The 15,948-nt window shown below is 64.1% G+C and carries 17 protein-coding genes; 6 read left to right on the forward strand and 11 right to left on the reverse strand.

Annotated features, from left to right (window positions below; all coding sequences use genetic code 11):
* Positions 1–48 precede the first annotated feature (48 nt).
* Positions 49–258 (reverse strand): hypothetical protein, encoded by a 210-nt coding sequence (locus AC0L3I_RS11250; RefSeq protein WP_473526934.1) that lies wholly within the window; start codon positions 256–258, stop codon positions 49–51.
* Positions 259–429: 171 nt separating this feature from the next.
* Here AC0L3I_RS11250 and AC0L3I_RS11255 point away from each other — a divergent pair, with 171 nt between their 5' ends.
* Positions 430–1,494, forward strand: coding sequence for a glycosyltransferase family 2 protein (locus AC0L3I_RS11255; RefSeq protein WP_473526935.1), 1,065 nt, complete (start codon positions 430–432; stop codon positions 1,492–1,494).
* Between the two features lie 45 nt (positions 1,495–1,539).
* On the opposite strand, the gene AC0L3I_RS11260 is transcribed toward AC0L3I_RS11255, so the two are convergent.
* From AC0L3I_RS11260 to AC0L3I_RS11285, 6 genes are all read right to left on the reverse strand, one after another.
* On the reverse strand, positions 1,540–1,785 hold the full coding sequence (locus AC0L3I_RS11260) for a DUF982 domain-containing protein (RefSeq protein WP_473526936.1): 246 nt from the start codon (positions 1,783–1,785) through the stop codon (positions 1,540–1,542).
* 187 nt (positions 1,786–1,972) lie between these two features.
* Positions 1,973–2,779 (reverse strand): ABC transporter permease, encoded by an 807-nt coding sequence (locus tag AC0L3I_RS11265; RefSeq protein ID WP_473526937.1) that lies wholly within the window; start codon positions 2,777–2,779, stop codon positions 1,973–1,975.
* A complete protein-coding gene (locus AC0L3I_RS11270; protein ID WP_473526938.1) occupies positions 2,779–3,612 on the reverse strand; it encodes an ABC transporter permease in 834 nt (277 codons plus the stop codon). Before AC0L3I_RS11270 ends, AC0L3I_RS11265 begins: the two co-directional genes overlap by 1 nt.
* Positions 3,613–3,636: 24 nt before the next feature.
* On the reverse strand, positions 3,637–4,749 hold the full coding sequence (locus AC0L3I_RS11275) for an ABC transporter substrate-binding protein (RefSeq protein WP_473527003.1): 1,113 nt from the start codon (positions 4,747–4,749) through the stop codon (positions 3,637–3,639).
* 90 nt (positions 4,750–4,839) lie between these two features.
* Positions 4,840–5,934 carry an ABC transporter ATP-binding protein gene (locus tag AC0L3I_RS11280; protein WP_473526939.1) on the reverse strand — a complete coding sequence of 365 codons (1,095 nt, stop codon included), beginning with the start codon at positions 5,932–5,934 and terminating at the stop codon, positions 4,840–4,842.
* A gap of 255 nt (positions 5,935–6,189) precedes the next feature.
* Complete coding sequence (locus AC0L3I_RS11285) at positions 6,190–7,077, reverse strand: LysR substrate-binding domain-containing protein (RefSeq protein ID WP_095496498.1); 888 nt, start codon at positions 7,075–7,077, stop codon at positions 6,190–6,192.
* A 75-nt stretch (positions 7,078–7,152) separates the two neighbouring features.
* Between AC0L3I_RS11285 and AC0L3I_RS11290 the strand changes: the two genes are divergently transcribed.
* A complete protein-coding gene (locus AC0L3I_RS11290) occupies positions 7,153–8,745 on the forward strand; it encodes a zinc-binding metallopeptidase family protein (RefSeq protein ID WP_473527004.1) in 1,593 nt (530 codons plus the stop codon).
* Positions 8,746–8,767: 22 nt separating this feature from the next.
* Positions 8,768–9,700 carry a dimethylarginine dimethylaminohydrolase family protein gene (locus AC0L3I_RS11295; RefSeq protein ID WP_292206511.1) on the forward strand — a complete coding sequence of 311 codons (933 nt, stop codon included), beginning with the start codon at positions 8,768–8,770 and terminating at the stop codon, positions 9,698–9,700.
* A gap of 81 nt (positions 9,701–9,781) precedes the next feature.
* On the opposite strand, the gene AC0L3I_RS11300 is transcribed toward AC0L3I_RS11295, so the two are convergent.
* The gene (locus tag AC0L3I_RS11300) at positions 9,782–10,789 is read right to left on the reverse strand and encodes an ornithine cyclodeaminase family protein (protein WP_473526940.1); all 1,008 of its coding nucleotides are present in this window, start codon (positions 10,787–10,789) and stop codon (positions 9,782–9,784) included.
* Between the two features lie 158 nt (positions 10,790–10,947).
* Between AC0L3I_RS11300 and AC0L3I_RS11305 the strand changes: the two genes are divergently transcribed.
* A complete protein-coding gene (locus AC0L3I_RS11305) occupies positions 10,948–11,409 on the forward strand; it encodes an Lrp/AsnC family transcriptional regulator (protein WP_095496501.1) in 462 nt (153 codons plus the stop codon).
* Between the two features lie 106 nt (positions 11,410–11,515).
* Here AC0L3I_RS11305 and AC0L3I_RS11310 read toward each other — a convergent pair whose 3' ends face one another.
* Positions 11,516–11,854: a YybH family protein gene (locus AC0L3I_RS11310; RefSeq protein ID WP_473526941.1), complete on the reverse strand. Its 339-nt coding sequence runs from the start codon at positions 11,852–11,854 to the stop codon at positions 11,516–11,518.
* 205 nt (positions 11,855–12,059) lie between these two features.
* Positions 12,060–12,809, reverse strand: coding sequence for an SDR family NAD(P)-dependent oxidoreductase (locus AC0L3I_RS11315; protein ID WP_473487514.1), 750 nt, complete (start codon positions 12,807–12,809; stop codon positions 12,060–12,062).
* A 97-nt stretch (positions 12,810–12,906) separates the two neighbouring features.
* On the opposite strand from AC0L3I_RS11315, the gene AC0L3I_RS11320 reads away from it, so the two are divergent.
* Positions 12,907–13,800 carry a LysR family transcriptional regulator gene (locus tag AC0L3I_RS11320; protein ID WP_473526942.1) on the forward strand — a complete coding sequence of 298 codons (894 nt, stop codon included), beginning with the start codon at positions 12,907–12,909 and terminating at the stop codon, positions 13,798–13,800.
* A gap of 43 nt (positions 13,801–13,843) precedes the next feature.
* On the opposite strand, the gene AC0L3I_RS11325 is transcribed toward AC0L3I_RS11320, so the two are convergent.
* Positions 13,844–14,266 (reverse strand): VOC family protein, encoded by a 423-nt coding sequence (locus tag AC0L3I_RS11325; RefSeq protein ID WP_473526943.1) that lies wholly within the window; start codon positions 14,264–14,266, stop codon positions 13,844–13,846.
* Between the two features lie 212 nt (positions 14,267–14,478).
* Here AC0L3I_RS11325 and AC0L3I_RS11330 point away from each other — a divergent pair, with 212 nt between their 5' ends.
* Positions 14,479–15,681: an MFS transporter gene (locus AC0L3I_RS11330; protein ID WP_473526944.1), complete on the forward strand. Its 1,203-nt coding sequence runs from the start codon at positions 14,479–14,481 to the stop codon at positions 15,679–15,681.
* Positions 15,682–15,948: the final 267 nt, after the last annotated feature.

The raw sequence follows: 15,948 nt of genomic DNA on the forward strand, positions 1-15,948 counted from the left end.
ACCTCCAACATCTGCGATTATCCACAGTCCACGCCGCTGCGCGCTGCCTCAGATGTAACAGACTTGTGAGTCTTGTTCTTGGTGCGGGGCTTGTTCCAGCCGTATTTGAAGGTCAGTATCCGCCATGCCTTCAAGGCGCCCGTCCACCTCGATCCCGACCTGATCGCGACCGAAGGGCGAGACATTTCCGTCGGGCTCGGTTGCGACCGGCCGAAAACCGTCGGAGCTTTTGCTGCCGCCGACCACAACCTTGACCAAGGCGGCAGCCCTCGAAGGCATGGCGGCCTCAGTACGAAGTCGCAAAGCGAGCCCGTCTCCTGATGGAAAGCCGCAGGCTTTTCCTCAGGAAACTCGTCGGGCACTTGAAGAGGGGGCAGGCCCGTGCGCGGGATTTTGCCGAAACCAAAGCAAGATGCGAGGTCAAATGCGATGCAGTCTGTCCCGAGGATTCCGGTATCCATCATCATCCCGAACTACAATTACGCGCGTTTCCTCAAACGCAGCATCGACAGCGCCCTGGAGCAGGACTACGCGGATGTCGAAGTCATCGTCGTCGACGATGCATCGCAGGACAATTCGACGACAATCATGAAATCATATGGGGACAGGATCCTCGCCTGCCCGCGAGCGCAAAATGGCGGGCATGCCGCCGCTTTCAACACCGGCTTTGCGGCAAGCTCGGGCAAGATCGTCCTGTTCCTCGACGCCGACGACTTTCTCTATCCGACCGCCATTTCCAGGATCGTCGACACCTGGGACGCGGCAACCGCCCAGGTGCAGTCCAGGTTGCATATCGTCGACGAACGACAACGCATCAAGGATGTCTTTCCGCCGCCCGAACTGCCTTTCGACAGCGGCGACGTCATGCCGAAACTCCTGCACAAGGGCCGCTATCAGACGACTGTGACCAGCGGGCTGGCCTTTGACCGCTCAACCCTGGAATCGATCATGCCGATTCCCGAGCCGGAGTTCCGCCAGGGAGCCGATGGCTATCTTGCAACGCTGGCGCCGCTTTACGGGCACGTCCAGTCCATCGACGAATGCCTCGGCGCCTACCGGATCCACGGCGCCAACCATTCGGTCTTCGGTGAAAAGCTCGCCGAGCGGGCACGCTGGAGGGTAACCCACGATTTCCGCCGCATGCAGGCGCTGTCGGACCATGCTTCCGGGATCGGCCTGACAATTGTGCCGTCGGAGGCTGTCCGCCACGATCCGGTCCATCTGGAAGAGCGGCTGGCGTCGCTGTGCGCAGACAAGCGCCAGCACCCCGTGGCCAATGATTCCCGGCTGGCGCTCGGGGCGGCTGGCGCCGTGGCCAGCCTCGAAATGACGGCGTCCCTGCGCCGGCGCGCCGTCCTTGCCGCCTGGTTCCTATCGGTCGGGGTGTTGCCGCGGAAAATGGCGACCGCGGTGCTGTCTTGGAAGCTTGACGCCTCGTCGAGGCCGGCATTCCTCAGCCGTCTGTCCAAGACCATCCGCCACGCCATGGGGTAGCTTGCCTTAGTATGGCCCGCCATCTATCCGGCTCTGTTCGGCCGCTCACTCGACCAGAACATGCGCCTCCCGCGCGGCGCCGACAAAGGCATCTCTTGCGGCTTCGGTTGTAACATCGCCGCTCATGGCCCGGCGGCATGCGCGCAGCGCTGAGCTGTGTTGCAGACTGCCGGCGTCGCGCCACTGGCCTGTCAGCAATTCGACGGCCTGTTGTGCGTTGGAAATATGTCGGATCGCTCCCGTGATGCCGACCGAAACCGCAACCGGCTTGGAAAACCATCCTTGGTTCATGGTGGAACCTTTGATGAGTTGAACCCACCAAAACGCATATCGTGGCGCAAGGTTTCATTCGTGCCTGTCACCATGGCGTGAAGGCGGCGCTCCGCCGCCAGGAGTCGGTGGGCGTCCCGTTCCAATGCAACGAACGCAATGGCCTTGCGGTGCATGCCGACCCGGGTAGGGCAGGCACGCTTCTGCCCTAATGCGCCCGGCGCAGCCTGACCACAAGGCTGCGCGCCGCGAGCACCAGCACCGTGATGATGATCAGGATCACCGAGAGTGCGGCAATCGCCGGGTCGATGTTGTCGCGCAGGCCCATCCACATCAGCCTGGGTAGCGTGATGGCGTTGACCGAGGTGATGAACAGGGTGACGCCGATCTCTTCCCATGACAGCACGAAGGACAGCAGGGCTGCGGTGACGATGCCGAATTTGATGTTGGGCATGATGATGCGCGTGGCGCGCTCCCATACCGTGGCGCCGAGACCGCGCGCTGCAAGGTCGATGCGCCGGTCGAGCTGGCTGAGCGACACCAGGATCAGCACCGTGGCGAAGGGCACCGTCATCACCGCATGCGCCATGGCGACACCGAGCCAGGTGTCATAGCCGAAGAACGAGCTGGCACCGGAGATCGAGGTCAGCAGGAAGTAGAGCGTGATCGCCGAGACCACCGGCGGCACCACCATCGGCAGCAGCACGAAGCCGACCAGCGCGGCGGTAAAGCGCGGCTGGAACATCCACACGCCAAGGCTGAAGCAGAGCGCCAGCACGGTGGAGAAGGCGCTGCTGACGACGCCGATCCTGATCGAGAGCAGGATCGAGTTAATCCAGCGCGGATCCTCGATCAGCGCCCGGTAGTGGCGCAGCGACAATTCGCCGGACGGCATTGCCAGCATGCGGGTCGGCGTCAGCGACACGGGGATCACGGCAAGCAGCGGCAACAGCAGGAACAGCGCAACCAGGGCGGCGAGGACCAGCGAGACGGGGCCGGGGCGGTAGGTCGGCATCAGATTAGCTGCCTCGGCCTGACATAACGGAACACCAGCGCCATCAGTGCGCCGACGAACAGCACCAGTACGACGCTGATCGCCGCCCCCAGGCCCCAGTCCGGGCTCTGGAAGATGCGGAGGTAGATCAACTCGGCGACCATCACGCTGCGGCCGCCGCCGAGGATCGCCGGCGTCACAAAAAAGCCGAGCGAAAAGACGAAGACGATGAGCGCCGAGCCGATGATGCCCGAGCGCGTCATCGGCATGAACACCGACCAGAAGGTGCGCATGCGGCTGGAGCCGAGCCCGCGCGCCGCCAGCAGCACGCGGTCGTCAAGGCTGCGCATCGAAGACGCCAGTGGAAACACGGCGAAAGGAATGAGGAAATGCGTCATGCCGACGATGACGCCGAATTCGTTGCGCACCAGCGTCAGCGGTTCTGAGATGAAGCCGATCGCCTGCAGCCAGGTGTTGAACAGGCCGCGATTGGAAAGCAGCGCCACCCAGCCGAAGGCGCGCGTCAGCACCGAGATCCAGAACGGCACCAGGATGCAGAACTCGGCGATCACGCGCTGCGCCGGCGTGCCGCGCACCCACACCACGGCGATGGCGTAGGCGGCGGCAACCGAAACAATTGTGACGATTGCGGCGATGCGCAGCGTGCGGACAAACACCGACTGCACCAGCGGGTCGCTTAACAGCGTGCCATATTGCCCGAGCCCCGGCTCGGGCAGGGTGAAGCTCCAGTTGACAACGCCGAAGAATGGCCAGGCGTAGGCGGCGGCAAGGAAGAGGAGCAGCGGCGCCATCAGCAGCGCCGCGCCCATCCTGTCGGAGAGATATGCTTTCATCTCGGCCCCGGTTATCCCGGTCTATCAGGCGGAGATGATCTTCGTGTATTCGTCGAGTGCGGCCCCGTAGTTCTTGGCGTACCACTCCATGTCGAGCGGTATCTGCTTCTTCATGTTTTCGGGGTCGACCGGGTTGATGCGCTTCTTGTCGGCGGGGATCAGCGCGTCGGTGGCCGGATTGGCCGGACCCTGGCCGAGCTTGTCGAACATGATCAGTTGCTTCTCCGGATCCTGGGCGCTGGCGATGAACTTCATCGCCGCGTCCTTGCCGCCGGGATTGCCCTTGAGCACGGCGAGCGCGCCGGGCGAGATCAGGCCCTGGTCCCAGATGAACTTGATCTTGCCGCCGGAATCCTGCTCGATCAGCGACGCCCGGGTCGACCAGACGATCGCCATCGAGGCCTCGCCGTCGAGCAGCACGCTCTGGCTTTCGGCGCCGCCGCCCCAATAGGCGACGACATTCTCCTTGAGGGCGGCGATCTTATCATGCGCGCGCTTGAGGTCGAGCGGGTAGAGCGAGGCCGGCGCGATGCCGTCGGCGAGCAGTGCCGCTTCCCAACTCGACACGCCCCATTTGTAGAGCGAGCGCTTGCCGGGGAATTTGGTCACATCGAAGAAGTCGGCCATGCCGGTTGGTGCCTGGCTGCCGAATTTTTCGGAATCATAGGCGATGACATAGGAGAAGAAATAGGTCGAGGCGGCGTGCTCCCAGCCGAAGCCCTCGCGCATCTTCTTCTTGTCGACGATCGAATAGTCGATCGGTTCGAGCATGCCTTGCGCGCCGAGAGTGATGGCCGAGAACGGGTCGACGTCGACCAGGTCCCAAGTCGGGGCGCCGCTCTTGAACTGCGCCGCGATCGCGCCCTCGGTCGGGCCGGAGCCATCCATCTTGACGGTGATGCCGGTCTCCTTGGTGAAGGCCTGGCCATAGGCCGCGTCATAGGCGGTGATGGCGTCACCACCCCAGTTGACCAGGACCAGTTCCTTGGCTTGCGCGAAGGCGCCGGTCGAGCGCAGCAGCATCGGCGTCCCGGCCAGCACGAGTGCGGCCAGTTGCGTGAACTGCCGGCGCGAGATCTCGCCGCGCGCGGCCCTGGCGGAGAGCGTCTCGATCGAGTGTTTCTTGGTTTCGCTCATCTTTGAATTGCTGGTCATGTCAGTTCCCCTTTTTGTCGTTGATATTTCCCGAAAGTCAGCCTGGCGATTTCAGCTTCGCCACGCCGATCGTCATTGTCCTCCATCCGGAAGGAGGAAACCTTTTTCCGCCGGCCATGTCAGCCACACGGAATTGCCCTTGCCGAGTGCCGAAGCGGCGACCTCGTTCGGCACCGACACCGTCACCTTGGCACCCTGGCGCGTCGTGAGATCGAGCCGTGTCGCAGCGCCGAGATAGGTCGAGGCGACCGCAGTCGCGGCGATGCCGTTCTCGCCGGCTGTCGCTTCGAGCGCGATCGACATGTATTCGGGCCGGATCGCCAGGATGGCGTTGCTGCCGACGGCGCTTGCATTGCCGCGTAGCGTGATGGTGCGGTCTTCGCACAGGCCGGTGGCGCCGTTGTCGGCATTGCGCACGTCCTTCAGCGGCAGCATGTTGATCTCGCCGAGGAACTCGGCGACGAAGCGGTTGGCCGGCCGGTCGTAGACCTCGTCAGGCGCGCCGACCTGCAGCAACTTGCCGTGGTTGAAGATGGCGACGCGCGACGACAGCGCCAGCGCCTCGCTCTGGTCATGGGTGACGAAGACGAAGGTGGTGCCGGTTTCCTGGTGCAGCCGCTTCATCTCGGCCTGCATCTGGCCGCGCAGGCCCTTGTCGAGCGCCGAGAACGGCTCGTCGAGCAAAAGCACGCCCGGCTCGAACACCAAGGCACGCGCCAGCGCGACGCGCTGCTGCTGGCCGCCGGACAATTGCGACGGCAGTTTCTTCTCGTGACCTTTCAGCCCGACGCGCTCGATCATCTCACTGATGCGTCGCTTGATGTCGGCCGCCGATTTCTTGCGCACCTTGAGCGGGAAGGCGATGTTGGCCTCGACGCTCATATGCGGGAACAGGGCGTAGCCTTGGAAAACCATGCCGGCGGCGCGCTGCTCGGCCGGCCGCTCGGTGATGTCGACGCCGTCGCTGAACAGGCGACCGTCGGTCGGCTGCACGAAACCGGCAAGGATCATCAGGAAGGTGGTCTTGCCCGAACCTGACGGCCCGAGCAGGGTCAGGAACTCGCCGCGGCCGATATCGAGCGTCAGGTCGTCCAGCGCACGGAACGAGCCGAAGCTCTTGCCGATCCCGATTGCCTTGATCTCTGCGGCACGGCCGGGTTGCTGCATCCTGCCTTTGTCCTCAATGCTGATTGAAATCGTAGGCAGGGCGGCGGCTCACCGCAACCGAATAGTTTTCGCCTGACCGGCAAATTTGATTCATCTATGGCGCCTCGAGGGGGAGATGTCGCCGAAGGCGACAGAGGGGGTCGTCTCGCGTGGAGTGGCGACTTCCTCTTTCTTTGAAAGCAGACCGGGCCGAGTCCAGCCGAAGCGACCCCCTCTGGCCGCTTCGCGGCCATCTCCCCCCTCAAGGAGGGGAGATTAACGCTGGTTCTCCGACAGCTTCGACCGCAACCATCCACTGAAAACATTCAGCACCGGATGCGCCGCCTTGGCATGTTCGGAAACGAGAAAATAGGAGCGCGGCGAACTGATCGCGATGTCGAACGGGCGGACCAGCCGGCCTTCGCTCAGCGCCCGGCGGCTGGTCAGCTCGTCGCCCATGGCGATGCCTTGGCCGGCGATCGCCGCCGAAAAGACCAGGTTCATGTCGGAAAAGAAGATGCCGCCCTCGATGTCGGGATTTTCGACCTTCGACAGCGCCAGCCAGCGCGCCCAGTCCTCGGTGTCGCCCAGATGCAGGAGATTGGCGCGCAGCACGTCGGCGGGCTTGGAAAACCCGCCGATCTTGTTGAGCAGGGTCGGGCTGCACAGCGGCGTGAACGAGATTTCGCACAACAGCTCGACCGCGCGGTTCGGCCAGTTGCCGACGCCGAAGGCGATGAAGGCGTCGGCGTCGGCATTGCTGACATCGTCCAGCCGCCGCGGCGTCAGGATACGCAGCGCGACATCGGGGTACATCTGCCGGAATTCGCCAATGTGAGTACAAAGGAACAGCGAGGCGAAGCCCGGCGTGCAGCTGACGCTGAACGAGCCGCCGACGCCGGTGCCGGCATGGCCCGTTACGGCATCGCCCAGCACCGTCAGCGCCTTGCGCACGTCACTGGCATAGCGTTGGCCGCGCGGCGTCAACGCCACGCCCTTGCCGATGCGCTCGAGCAGATCGAAGCCGAGATCGCGTTCGAGCAGGCGAAGCTGATGGCTGACGGCGCTGCGGGTCAGATGCAGTTCGTCCGCGGCGCGCCAGACGCTGCCGTGGCGGGCAAAACTGTCGAGGGCGCGCAGCGCCTGCGTCGATGGAATTCTCAAGAGGTGAACCGAATTTGCATGAGCCGGGAAAACATATCACTTTTTGGCGGGGCGCTTCACTGCTTTCTTTCACCCATGGAGGAACCGGTGACCACCTCGGCCCAAGCAACCGCGCTTGCCTGTCTCGACGATATCCAGCCGTCGCTGTCGGCGTGGACGCGGACGATTTTCGATTTCGGCGAGACCGCCTGGCGCGAATACCAGTCGGCCGCCTGGTATGTCGAGCATCTGAAGCACGAGGGCTTTTCGGTCGAGGAAGGCTCCGGCGGGATGCCCACCGCCTTCTGCGCCCACTGGACCAACGGCGCCGGGCCGACCATCGGCATGTATGCCGAGTATGACGCGGTACCTGGCAATTGCCAGGATGCGGCGACCGTCAAGCGACCGCGTCCGGGTCTAGGCGCTGAGGCCGGCGGCCACACCGATCCGCATTCGGGGCTGGGCATTGCCAGCCTCGGCGGTCTGCTGGCGGCCAAGGCGGCGATGCAGCGCCACGGCATATCGGGCACGCTGCGTTTCACCGGCGAGCCGGCGGAGAAAGTGCGAGGATCGAAGCCGATCCATGCGGCAAAGGGCTACTATGATGGCCTCGCCGGCATGATCTCCTTCCATCCCTTCTACATGCTGCCGCTCTGCAACACGGCGCGCTGGGACACGCATTGCGGCGCGGCCTACGCGATGATCTACCGCTTTGTGTGCGACGAACCCGAAAATTGGGTTCGCGCAAGCGATGGCGCGCCGATTCCGCAGGCGCATTCGGCGGTGAGGGCGCCCGGCGCCAACGACGCGCTCATGATGATGTACATGGCCTCCAAGGCGCTGCGCGATTCCATGCTGCCGCATCAGGGCGGCTGGTCGATCAGCGAAGCGGTCCTGACGGCAGGGCAGGCGACCGCCGACAATCTGCCGGCGGGTCTGGCCGAGATCCAGTACATGATCCGCGTGCCGACGCTTGCGATGGCCGAGCAGGTGACCGCCGTGCTCGACCGCAATGCCGAAGCCGCCGCGAAAATGAGCGGCTGCCGCTACGAGCGGCACTGGGTGTCGAAGTCGCGGCCGGGGCTGGCTAACCACGCCATGGCAATGATTGCCTACGAGGCGCTGTCGAAGGTCGGGCCGCCGCGCTGGGACGAGACGGCCAAGACGATCGCGCGCGAAATCCAGGTCAATGCCGGCGGCGCGGCGACCGATGAGCCGTTTATCGCCGAGTTGGAGCAACTGATCGCGCCTGAGGAGGCGGAGGCGTTGCTGCGCCGCGACCTGCCGCCATCGCAGCTCAATTCGACCTCCGACGATTACACCGACATGTCGTGGCACGCGCCGACGGCGCGGTTCTATGTCGCCCGGCCGGCGCTGCGGTCCGAGAACGGCCAGGCGTATCCGTCCTGGGCGATGAACGCGCTGGGCGGCATTTCAGCCACCATCGATCCGATGGGTACCTGCGCCGCGAAGACGATCGCCCTGGCGGCACTTCGCCTGCTGGAAGACAAGGCGGCCCGCGAAGCCGCGATGGACGAATTCGTCAGCCGCACCGGCGGCGGCATTGGTGGCAGCAATTGGCTCGCGCCGCTCTGCGACTACGAACCGCCGATCCATTTCCGCTGGCCGGAATATGTCACCACCCCGCGCGGAAGGGACTGGTGGATACCAAGCAATCAAGCCGCGTGATCATTCAAGCCAGGAGAACCCCATGACCGTCCATGATCGCATCGTCACCGAGCCGTTTTCACTGCAGCGCCGCAATCCGGCCGGCGGCACCAAGCCGCTGACCGCCTGGGGCTTCGCCAACGAGACCGACGTCCTGACCGACGTGCTGCTCGGTTCGCCGAATTTCCTGCGCCACCTCTCGACCAGCTCGTTGTCGCGCAAGCATTTGCGCGAGGCGCCGTGCAACATCCAGATCGCGCAGGCGCAGCACAAGGACCTGGTCGCCGCCTACGAGCATTTCGGCGTCAACATCCACTGGCACGAGCCGACGCCGGAGCTGCCGATGCAGGTCTATTCGCGCGATTCCAGCGTCATGACGCCGTATGGCGCCATTATCACCGCCATGTCCCAATGGTGGCGGCGCGGCGAGAACTATGCGGCGATCCGCACCTATGAGAAGCTCGGCATCCCGATCTACGACATGGTAACTGCGGGCACCTTCGAGGGCGGCGACTTCAACGTCATCGAGGACGGCGTGGTGCTGATCGGCTGCGGCGGCGCCCGCACCCAGGAGGAGGGCGCGCGCCAGGTCCAGGCCTGGTTCGACAAGGAGGGCTGGGAGACCCGCATCGCCTTCATCGACGAATATTATGTCCATATCGACCTGATGGTGGTGCCGATCGCCGAGAAGCTGACCGCCGTCTGCCTCGCCTGCACGGAGCCTGGCATCGTCGACTGGCTGAAGGGCAAGGGCCACGAGATCATCGACGTGCCGTTCCAGGATACGATGGCGCTCGGCTGCAATTTCATGTCGCTGGGCAAGGACAGGGTGATCGCGCCGACATCCAGCCAGACGCTGATCGGTCAGCTCAAGGCGCGCGGCTTCGAGGTCGCGGCCGTCGACATGAGCGAGATCTCGAAGACCGGCGGCGGCATCCACTGCATGGCGCAGGCGCTGAAGCGCGAGCCGGCCTGAGGGGCCGGCCTTTAGCCCGACCGCCTCCGCGAAAGCGCCATTGTCAGCAACGTCGATCCCAGCCTGGCTCGCGGCACGCGCCTACAGCACAACGAGCTTTCCCTTGCGCACACGTCGGGCGCAACGATAGGCGAGATCGGCGGCGACCATGTCTTCCATCGCAATGCCCATCGCCTTGTAGGTGGTGATCTGTTGATTCGAAACGCGGCCTGGCGCGCGATCGAGCAGCATGGCGCCAAGCTCGGTGCCGAAATCAGGGTCGATGCCGGCAAGCTCGCAAGAACCGACCGGGGTCGGTTTGAATGCATCCTTGGTCTCGACAAAAAGACTGGATTTGCCGATGAGCTCGATCGGCATTTCACCGCCGGGCGGCGCCACCCCGACCGACGAGACATGCGTGCCCGGCCGAACCCAGTCTGCCTTGATCACCGGCTCGTAGGAATGCGTCGCCAGGCACACCACATCGGAGCTGCGCACCGCCGCCTCGAGGTCGGCGACCGCCACCACCGACGGATGCAGCCGGGCAAGCGCTGCTGCATCGTCGAAGCTCTTCGAGGTGACGCGGATTTCGGCAAAGTCGCGCACCAGCGGCAACAGATGCAGGTGCTGGTTGGCCTGCACGCCGGCGCCGACCACCGTAGCTATCCTGGCATCCCGGCGCGCAAGCGCGCGCACCGACAGCACGGCGGAGCCGGAGGTTCGCACCGCGGTTATGAAGGTGCCGTCCATGATGCAGACCGGCAGGCCGGACAGCGGATCGAACAGGCTGATGGTGGCGAGGTGGCTGGGCAGGCCGATTGCCAGGTTGCCTTCGAAGACGTTGACGATCTTGACGGTCAGGTTCATGCCCTCCATCCAGGCCGGCATGGCGAGGCTGTAGCCGGCCCCGGGGATGTCGAGTTGTGGTCGGGGTGGATTGACGACCTTGCCTTGTGACAGCGCCTTGAAGCCGTCTTCCAGAACATCGAGAAGCTGGCTGAGGTCGATGCACGTCATCACGTCGGCTTCGCTCAGCACCAGGATCTCGGTCACTCCCTTGCTGATTTCCGCCGCACTCTCGCCGGCTGGGCTGAACAATTCCTTGGTCATCCTGCACCCCTGTTTCGTCGAAATCGGCTCACCACATTTGCTTTGAGCGGATGAGGGAAGCGCAGGCTATTGCAAGGTTTCATGTGATGAAATACGTTGATTTTGACCACTCTGCGTGAAATCGGCACACAAGTCACTGAAATGGCGTGGATTGTGAAATGGGCGACCTCGACCAGATAGACCGCAGCCTGCTCCGGCTGCTGCAGGAGGACGGGCGCCGGACGACGCTTGATCTTGCCGGGCGTGTCGGGCTGTCGCCGACCGGAACCAGCCAGCGGGTGAAGCGCCTGTTCCGCGACGGGTTCATCACCGCGGTCCGGGCCATGCTCGATCCGCGCAAGGTCGGCCGGGGAACGCTGGTGTTCATCGAGGTCCGGCTTGATCACACGGCGCCGCACGTCTTTGACCGCTTCGCCGAAGCCGTGGCGAAAGCTCCGGAGGTTCTGGAGTGCCACATGGTGGTTGGCGGTTTCGATTATCTGGTCAAGGCGCGGATCGCCGATATGGCGGTGTTCCAGGATTTCCTGCAGCGGGTCATCCTGCCACTGCCCGGCGTGCGCGAAACGCACACTTTCGCCTCCATCGCCGATGTCAAGCCGAACGCTCTCTTGCCGGTGTGATCAGGTGGACGAGGGGAACGCTGCTCAGGGCGATCTGTATCGCATCTTTGCCATCTTATCGCTCCCCCTGGCGTGCCTTCCGGTGCAGAGATGCCGGAGACCGGCTCTAGCTTTGCTGGGTCAGCAGGTTTGCATCGCGCGCGAGCCGCCACGCACCATCAGCCTCCTTGCGCAGGAGCGTCAGCGTATATCCCGATCGACGCACCGGCTTCCCGTTCGGCGGCGTCGCGGTCATATCGATACGACCGCGCATGAAGGCCCAGTCGCCGAGAAGCTGTAGTTCAACGATCTCGTTCGTGCCGTCGACATGAACGCCGGCCATCTCCTCCGCGGCCGCCGCGAAGATCTCCTTGTCGAAGGGCTCCCGGCCGGGAACCATGAAGATCGCGTCGTCCGTCATCAAGCTGAGGACGGTCGCGGTGTCTCCACGCTTGCTCGCATCCATCCACGTCTCGACCAGCTTTCGGATTGCTCTTTCGTCGTCCGTCATCCGTTATCTCCCCGGCTTCTCGCTGTCATCGATACCGCACGGCGCTCCTCCCTCGACGCAACATAGGTCTTAAATCGCTCCCGTCATCGATTGCAGTGTTTTATCGACGTTGCGCTGCGTTGGGCATGGTCCGTGAAACGGCGGTCCGCGCCCTCTATCCCTACCGCCAACCGCCCGAGGCGGTGATGCGCTCGCCGGTCAGCCACGATGCCTCGTCGGAGGCGAGGAACACTGCGATGCGGGCGATGTCGTCGGGCTGTCCGAAGCGGCCGAGCGGGGTCATGGCGATGACCTGCTTCTCGAACTCGCTGCCGACGATGCCTATCCGCTTCAGGCCTTCGGTGTCGACGCCGCCCGGGGCGATGGCGTTGACGCGGATGTTGCGGGCGCCGAGCTCCCGCGACATGGACAGCGTGATCGAATCCACCGCGCCCTTGGTGGCGGCGTAGACCAGCGAGTTCGGCTGCGGGTTGAGGCTGGCGACCGAGCTGATGTTGATCACGCTGCCGCCTCTGGTGCCGAAATGGTTCACCGCTTCCCGGATGGCCAGGATGGTGCCCAGTACATTGGTGTCGAACTCGCGGTGGAACTCGGCCTCGGTCACGGCTTCCAGCGGTTCGAACGCGAACACGCCGGCATTGTTGACCAGTATGTCCACCGCGCCGAACGACGATTTGGCCGCCTCGAACAGGCGGTGCACGTCAGCCGCTTGCGACACATCACCGTGGACGGCGACGGCTCGGCCGCCTGCGTCCTTGATCGCGGCAACGACGCGGTCGGCGCCTTCCCGCGACGAGGCATAGTTGACGACGACGGCGGCACCGGCCGCTGCAAGGCCCTTGGCGATGCCGGCGCCGATACCCTTGGAGGCGCCGGTGACGATGGCGACCTTGCCGTTCAGGTTGCTCATCAAATTTCTCCTTTGCTGATGATGGGCGGTATTTAATAGTGATCGGATAGCGTATTAGGATCGCCTCGATCGGTTCTTTCGTGCCTGGAATTCTTGAATGACCACCATCCTCGAAAAGACCGCCGGTCTCGTCGCCTTCGTGCGCACGGTCGATGCGGGCTCGTTCCATGCCGCCAGCCGGCTGGTCGGCTCCAGTCCCTCGGCGGTGTCGAAGAGCGTGGCGCGGCTCGAGCGCCGGCTGGGCGTCAGGCTGATCCAGCGCTCGACGCGCCGGCTGGGCCTGACCAGCGAAGGCCTCGCCTATTACGAGCGGATCGCGCCTTTGCTCAGAGCGCTCGATGATGCCGAGGACATCGTCCAGATGGCCGATACGGCGCGCGGCCTGCTGCGCGTCACGGCATCCGTCGAACTCGGGCGCGGCCTGATCGCCTCTTGGGCACAAGCGTTCCTGGCTCAGCACAGCGAGGTGAAACTGGAACTCAACGTTACCGACCGCCACGCCGACCTGATCCGCGAAGGATATGACGTCGCGGTGCGCATGGGGGCGCTATCGGACACCGGGCTCATCGCGCGCAAGATCGCCAATCTGCCGATCGTGCTGGTGGCGTCGCCGGCCTATGTCGAACGGCGCGGACGGCCGGCCACGATCGAGGCGTTGCAAGGCCACGATTTCGTTCGCTACCAGATGGCCGGCCGGCCTTATCCGGTCACCTTCGCCGACGGCACGACAATCGTGCCGAACGGGCGGCTCGATACCGATGACGGCGGCGCCATCCGGCAAGCGGCGCTTGCCGGAGCCGGCATCGCGCATCTGATGCAGTTTGCCGTGCAGGACGATCTCGACGCCGGCCGCCTGGTCCGCATCTTGCCCGAGGTGGCGATGCCGACCATGCCGGTGCACATCGTCCATGCGTACGGGCGACAGCTACCGGTCCGCGCGCGGCTGTTCGTCGACTTCCTGGCGAACCAGATGGCGGCGCTGACACGATAGGATAGGTCGGGACAGCGTCCGTCGTCGATCCGTCACCCGGTCATCAGAACGCAATCTTCACCGAGGCGACGCTGCGGTTGGCTGGGCCGTGAAAGACGGCCTCGATGTTGTTGCCGTCGGGGTCGAGCAGGAAGGCGGCATAGTAGCCGGGATGGTAGTGCGGCCGCTCGCCCGGTGCGCCGTTGTCCGTGCCGCCGCCGTCGAGGCCGGCTCTATAGAAGGCGTCGACCATCGCGCGGTCCTTTGCCTGGAAGGCAAGGTGGTGGCGCCCCGTCAGTTGTCCGCTGGCCGCCCGGCTATCGATGCTGGAGACGAACAGCTCGTCGGCCCAGAAGTAATCCTCGGCGCTGCCGCCGATGGGAATACCGAGCACGCTGAAAACCGCCTCGTAGAAGCGGCGGCTGGCGGCAAGATCCCTAACCACCAGCTGGACGTGGTCGATGAGACGGCCGCGATGAAGTTCCATGCCTGTTAGCTCCTGATCGCCAGGTTGGAAATCTAGCTCAGGGCGGTGCACGGTCAATGCAATGGAGCAATTGAGTGGCGCGATTTCCTGACTGGATAAAAAATGCAACCGGATTGTAGGATTCGAAATGTCGCCATCGTCCTTCGGACGCAAGCGGTGTGACGAAGCTCGAAAGAAGTCGCGCCGTGTCCAAACGATCTCGGGAGAAAAATATGCGCATTTCCTATCGTTGGGTCATCGTCGCGGCTGGCGCCCTGATGACCTGTGTCGCCCTCGGGGCGATGTTCTCGCTGGCGATCTTCCTCGAACCGATGGCGCTCGACACAGATTGGTCGCGTGCCGGCATATCGAGCGCGATGACGCTGAACTTCCTGGTAATGGGCCTCGGCGGCTTCGCCTGGGGCGCCATTTACGATCGCTACGGCGCTCGCATTGTCGTGATGATAGGTGCGGTGCTGCTCGGGCTGGCATTGGTACTGGCCAGCCGCACCGGCTCGCTGCTTGTCTTCCAGATCACCTATGGCGTGCTCGTCGGCCTCGCGGCAAGCGCCTTCTTTGCGCCGATGATCGCGCTGACCACGGCCTGGTTCGACAAGAACCGCAGCCTTGCCGTTTCGCTGGTTTCGGCCGGCATGGGCGTGGCACCCATGACGATCTCGCCCTTCGCGCGCTGGCTGATCTCGGCCTATGACTGGCGCACCGCCATGTTTGTCATCGGCGTCGCGGCGTGGGCGCTGCTGGTGCCGGCCGCATTGCTGGTGCGTCAGCCGCCCAAGCCTGTCGCTAGTGACGCTGCCTCCGCTCTTGCCGCCGACGATACAGGCATGTCGGTTCCGCAGGCGCTGCGCTCGCCGCAATTCATCGTGCTGGCACTGACCTTCTTTGCCTGCTGTGCGGCGCATTCCGGGCCAATCTTCCACATGGTGAGCTATGCGATGCTGTGCGGCATAGCGCCGATGGCGGCGGTCAGCATCTACAGCATCGAGGGCCTGGCGGGCCTGGGCGGCAGGCTTCTATACGGCGTGCTCGCCGACCGGCTGGGGGTCAAGCCGGTGCTGATTACCGGTCTGGCGATACAGTCCGTGGTCATCGCAGCCTATCTCGCCGTCAGTGAGCTTGGTCAATTCTACACGCTCGCCGTCATCTTCGGCGCCACCTATGGCGGCGTGATGCCGCTCTATGCGGTGCTGGCGCGCGAATATTTCGGCCAGCGCATCCTCGGCACGGTGTTTGGTGCTGTGACCATGCTGTCCAGCATCGGCATGGCCTTCGGCCCGCTCGCCGGCGGCATGGTGTTCGATGCCTATGCCAGCTATTCCTGGCTGTTCATCGGCTCGGCCCTGGTCGGGCTCGGCGCGGTTGCGGTGGCGATCGCCTTCCCGCGGCTGCCGCGCAGGGAGTTGCAACCGGCGTAGCACGGCGGAGAGAGGATGCAGGGGGTCGAAAGTGGACATCGCATATGTCAGCTTTTGACCCCCAGTCGCGTGGCGTTCATCGGCGGTGATAGAGCCGGGTCAAGACTGTGCAGGACCCATCTCCCTTAATTAGCAATCGATCATGCTGCGGCGCAGCGCGTTCACGTCCAAATGCCGATTGCCGGCAAGCCGACGTTCGGACGAAAACCGTCAGAACGGGTGAATGAACGGTTTTTTCGCGTATTTTTGCGCCACACCTCACGCGCC

The sequence above is a fragment of the Mesorhizobium sp. WSM4840 genome, assembly GCF_055811755.1.

Coding starts and splice junctions, on each gene's coding strand:
- AC0L3I_RS11295 (WP_292206511.1), top strand. CDS start 8,768: ATGACCGTCCATGATCGCATCGTCACCGAGCCGTTTTCACTGCAGCGC.
- AC0L3I_RS11275 (WP_473527003.1), bottom strand. CDS start 4,749: ATGAGCGAAACCAAGAAACACTCGATCGAGACGCTCTCCGCCAGGGCC.
- AC0L3I_RS11290 (WP_473527004.1), top strand. CDS start 7,153: ATGGAGGAACCGGTGACCACCTCGGCCCAAGCAACCGCGCTTGCCTGT.
- AC0L3I_RS11325 (WP_473526943.1), bottom strand. CDS start 14,266: ATGGAACTTCATCGCGGCCGTCTCATCGACCACGTCCAGCTGGTGGTT.
- AC0L3I_RS11270 (WP_473526938.1), bottom strand. CDS start 3,612: ATGAAAGCATATCTCTCCGACAGGATGGGCGCGGCGCTGCTGATGGCG.
- AC0L3I_RS11330 (WP_473526944.1), top strand. CDS start 14,479: ATGCGCATTTCCTATCGTTGGGTCATCGTCGCGGCTGGCGCCCTGATG.
- AC0L3I_RS11315 (WP_473487514.1), bottom strand. CDS start 12,809: ATGAGCAACCTGAACGGCAAGGTCGCCATCGTCACCGGCGCCTCCAAG.
- AC0L3I_RS11265 (WP_473526937.1), bottom strand. CDS start 2,779: ATGCCGACCTACCGCCCCGGCCCCGTCTCGCTGGTCCTCGCCGCCCTG.
- AC0L3I_RS11310 (WP_473526941.1), bottom strand. CDS start 11,854: ATGGATGCGAGCAAGCGTGGAGACACCGCGACCGTCCTCAGCTTGATG.
- AC0L3I_RS11280 (WP_473526939.1), bottom strand. CDS start 5,934: ATGCAGCAACCCGGCCGTGCCGCAGAGATCAAGGCAATCGGGATCGGC.
- AC0L3I_RS11255 (WP_473526935.1), top strand. CDS start 430: ATGCAGTCTGTCCCGAGGATTCCGGTATCCATCATCATCCCGAACTAC.
- AC0L3I_RS11305 (WP_095496501.1), top strand. CDS start 10,948: ATGGGCGACCTCGACCAGATAGACCGCAGCCTGCTCCGGCTGCTGCAG.
- AC0L3I_RS11320 (WP_473526942.1), top strand. CDS start 12,907: ATGACCACCATCCTCGAAAAGACCGCCGGTCTCGTCGCCTTCGTGCGC.
- AC0L3I_RS11260 (WP_473526936.1), bottom strand. CDS start 1,785: ATGAACCAAGGATGGTTTTCCAAGCCGGTTGCGGTTTCGGTCGGCATC.
- AC0L3I_RS11300 (WP_473526940.1), bottom strand. CDS start 10,789: ATGACCAAGGAATTGTTCAGCCCAGCCGGCGAGAGTGCGGCGGAAATC.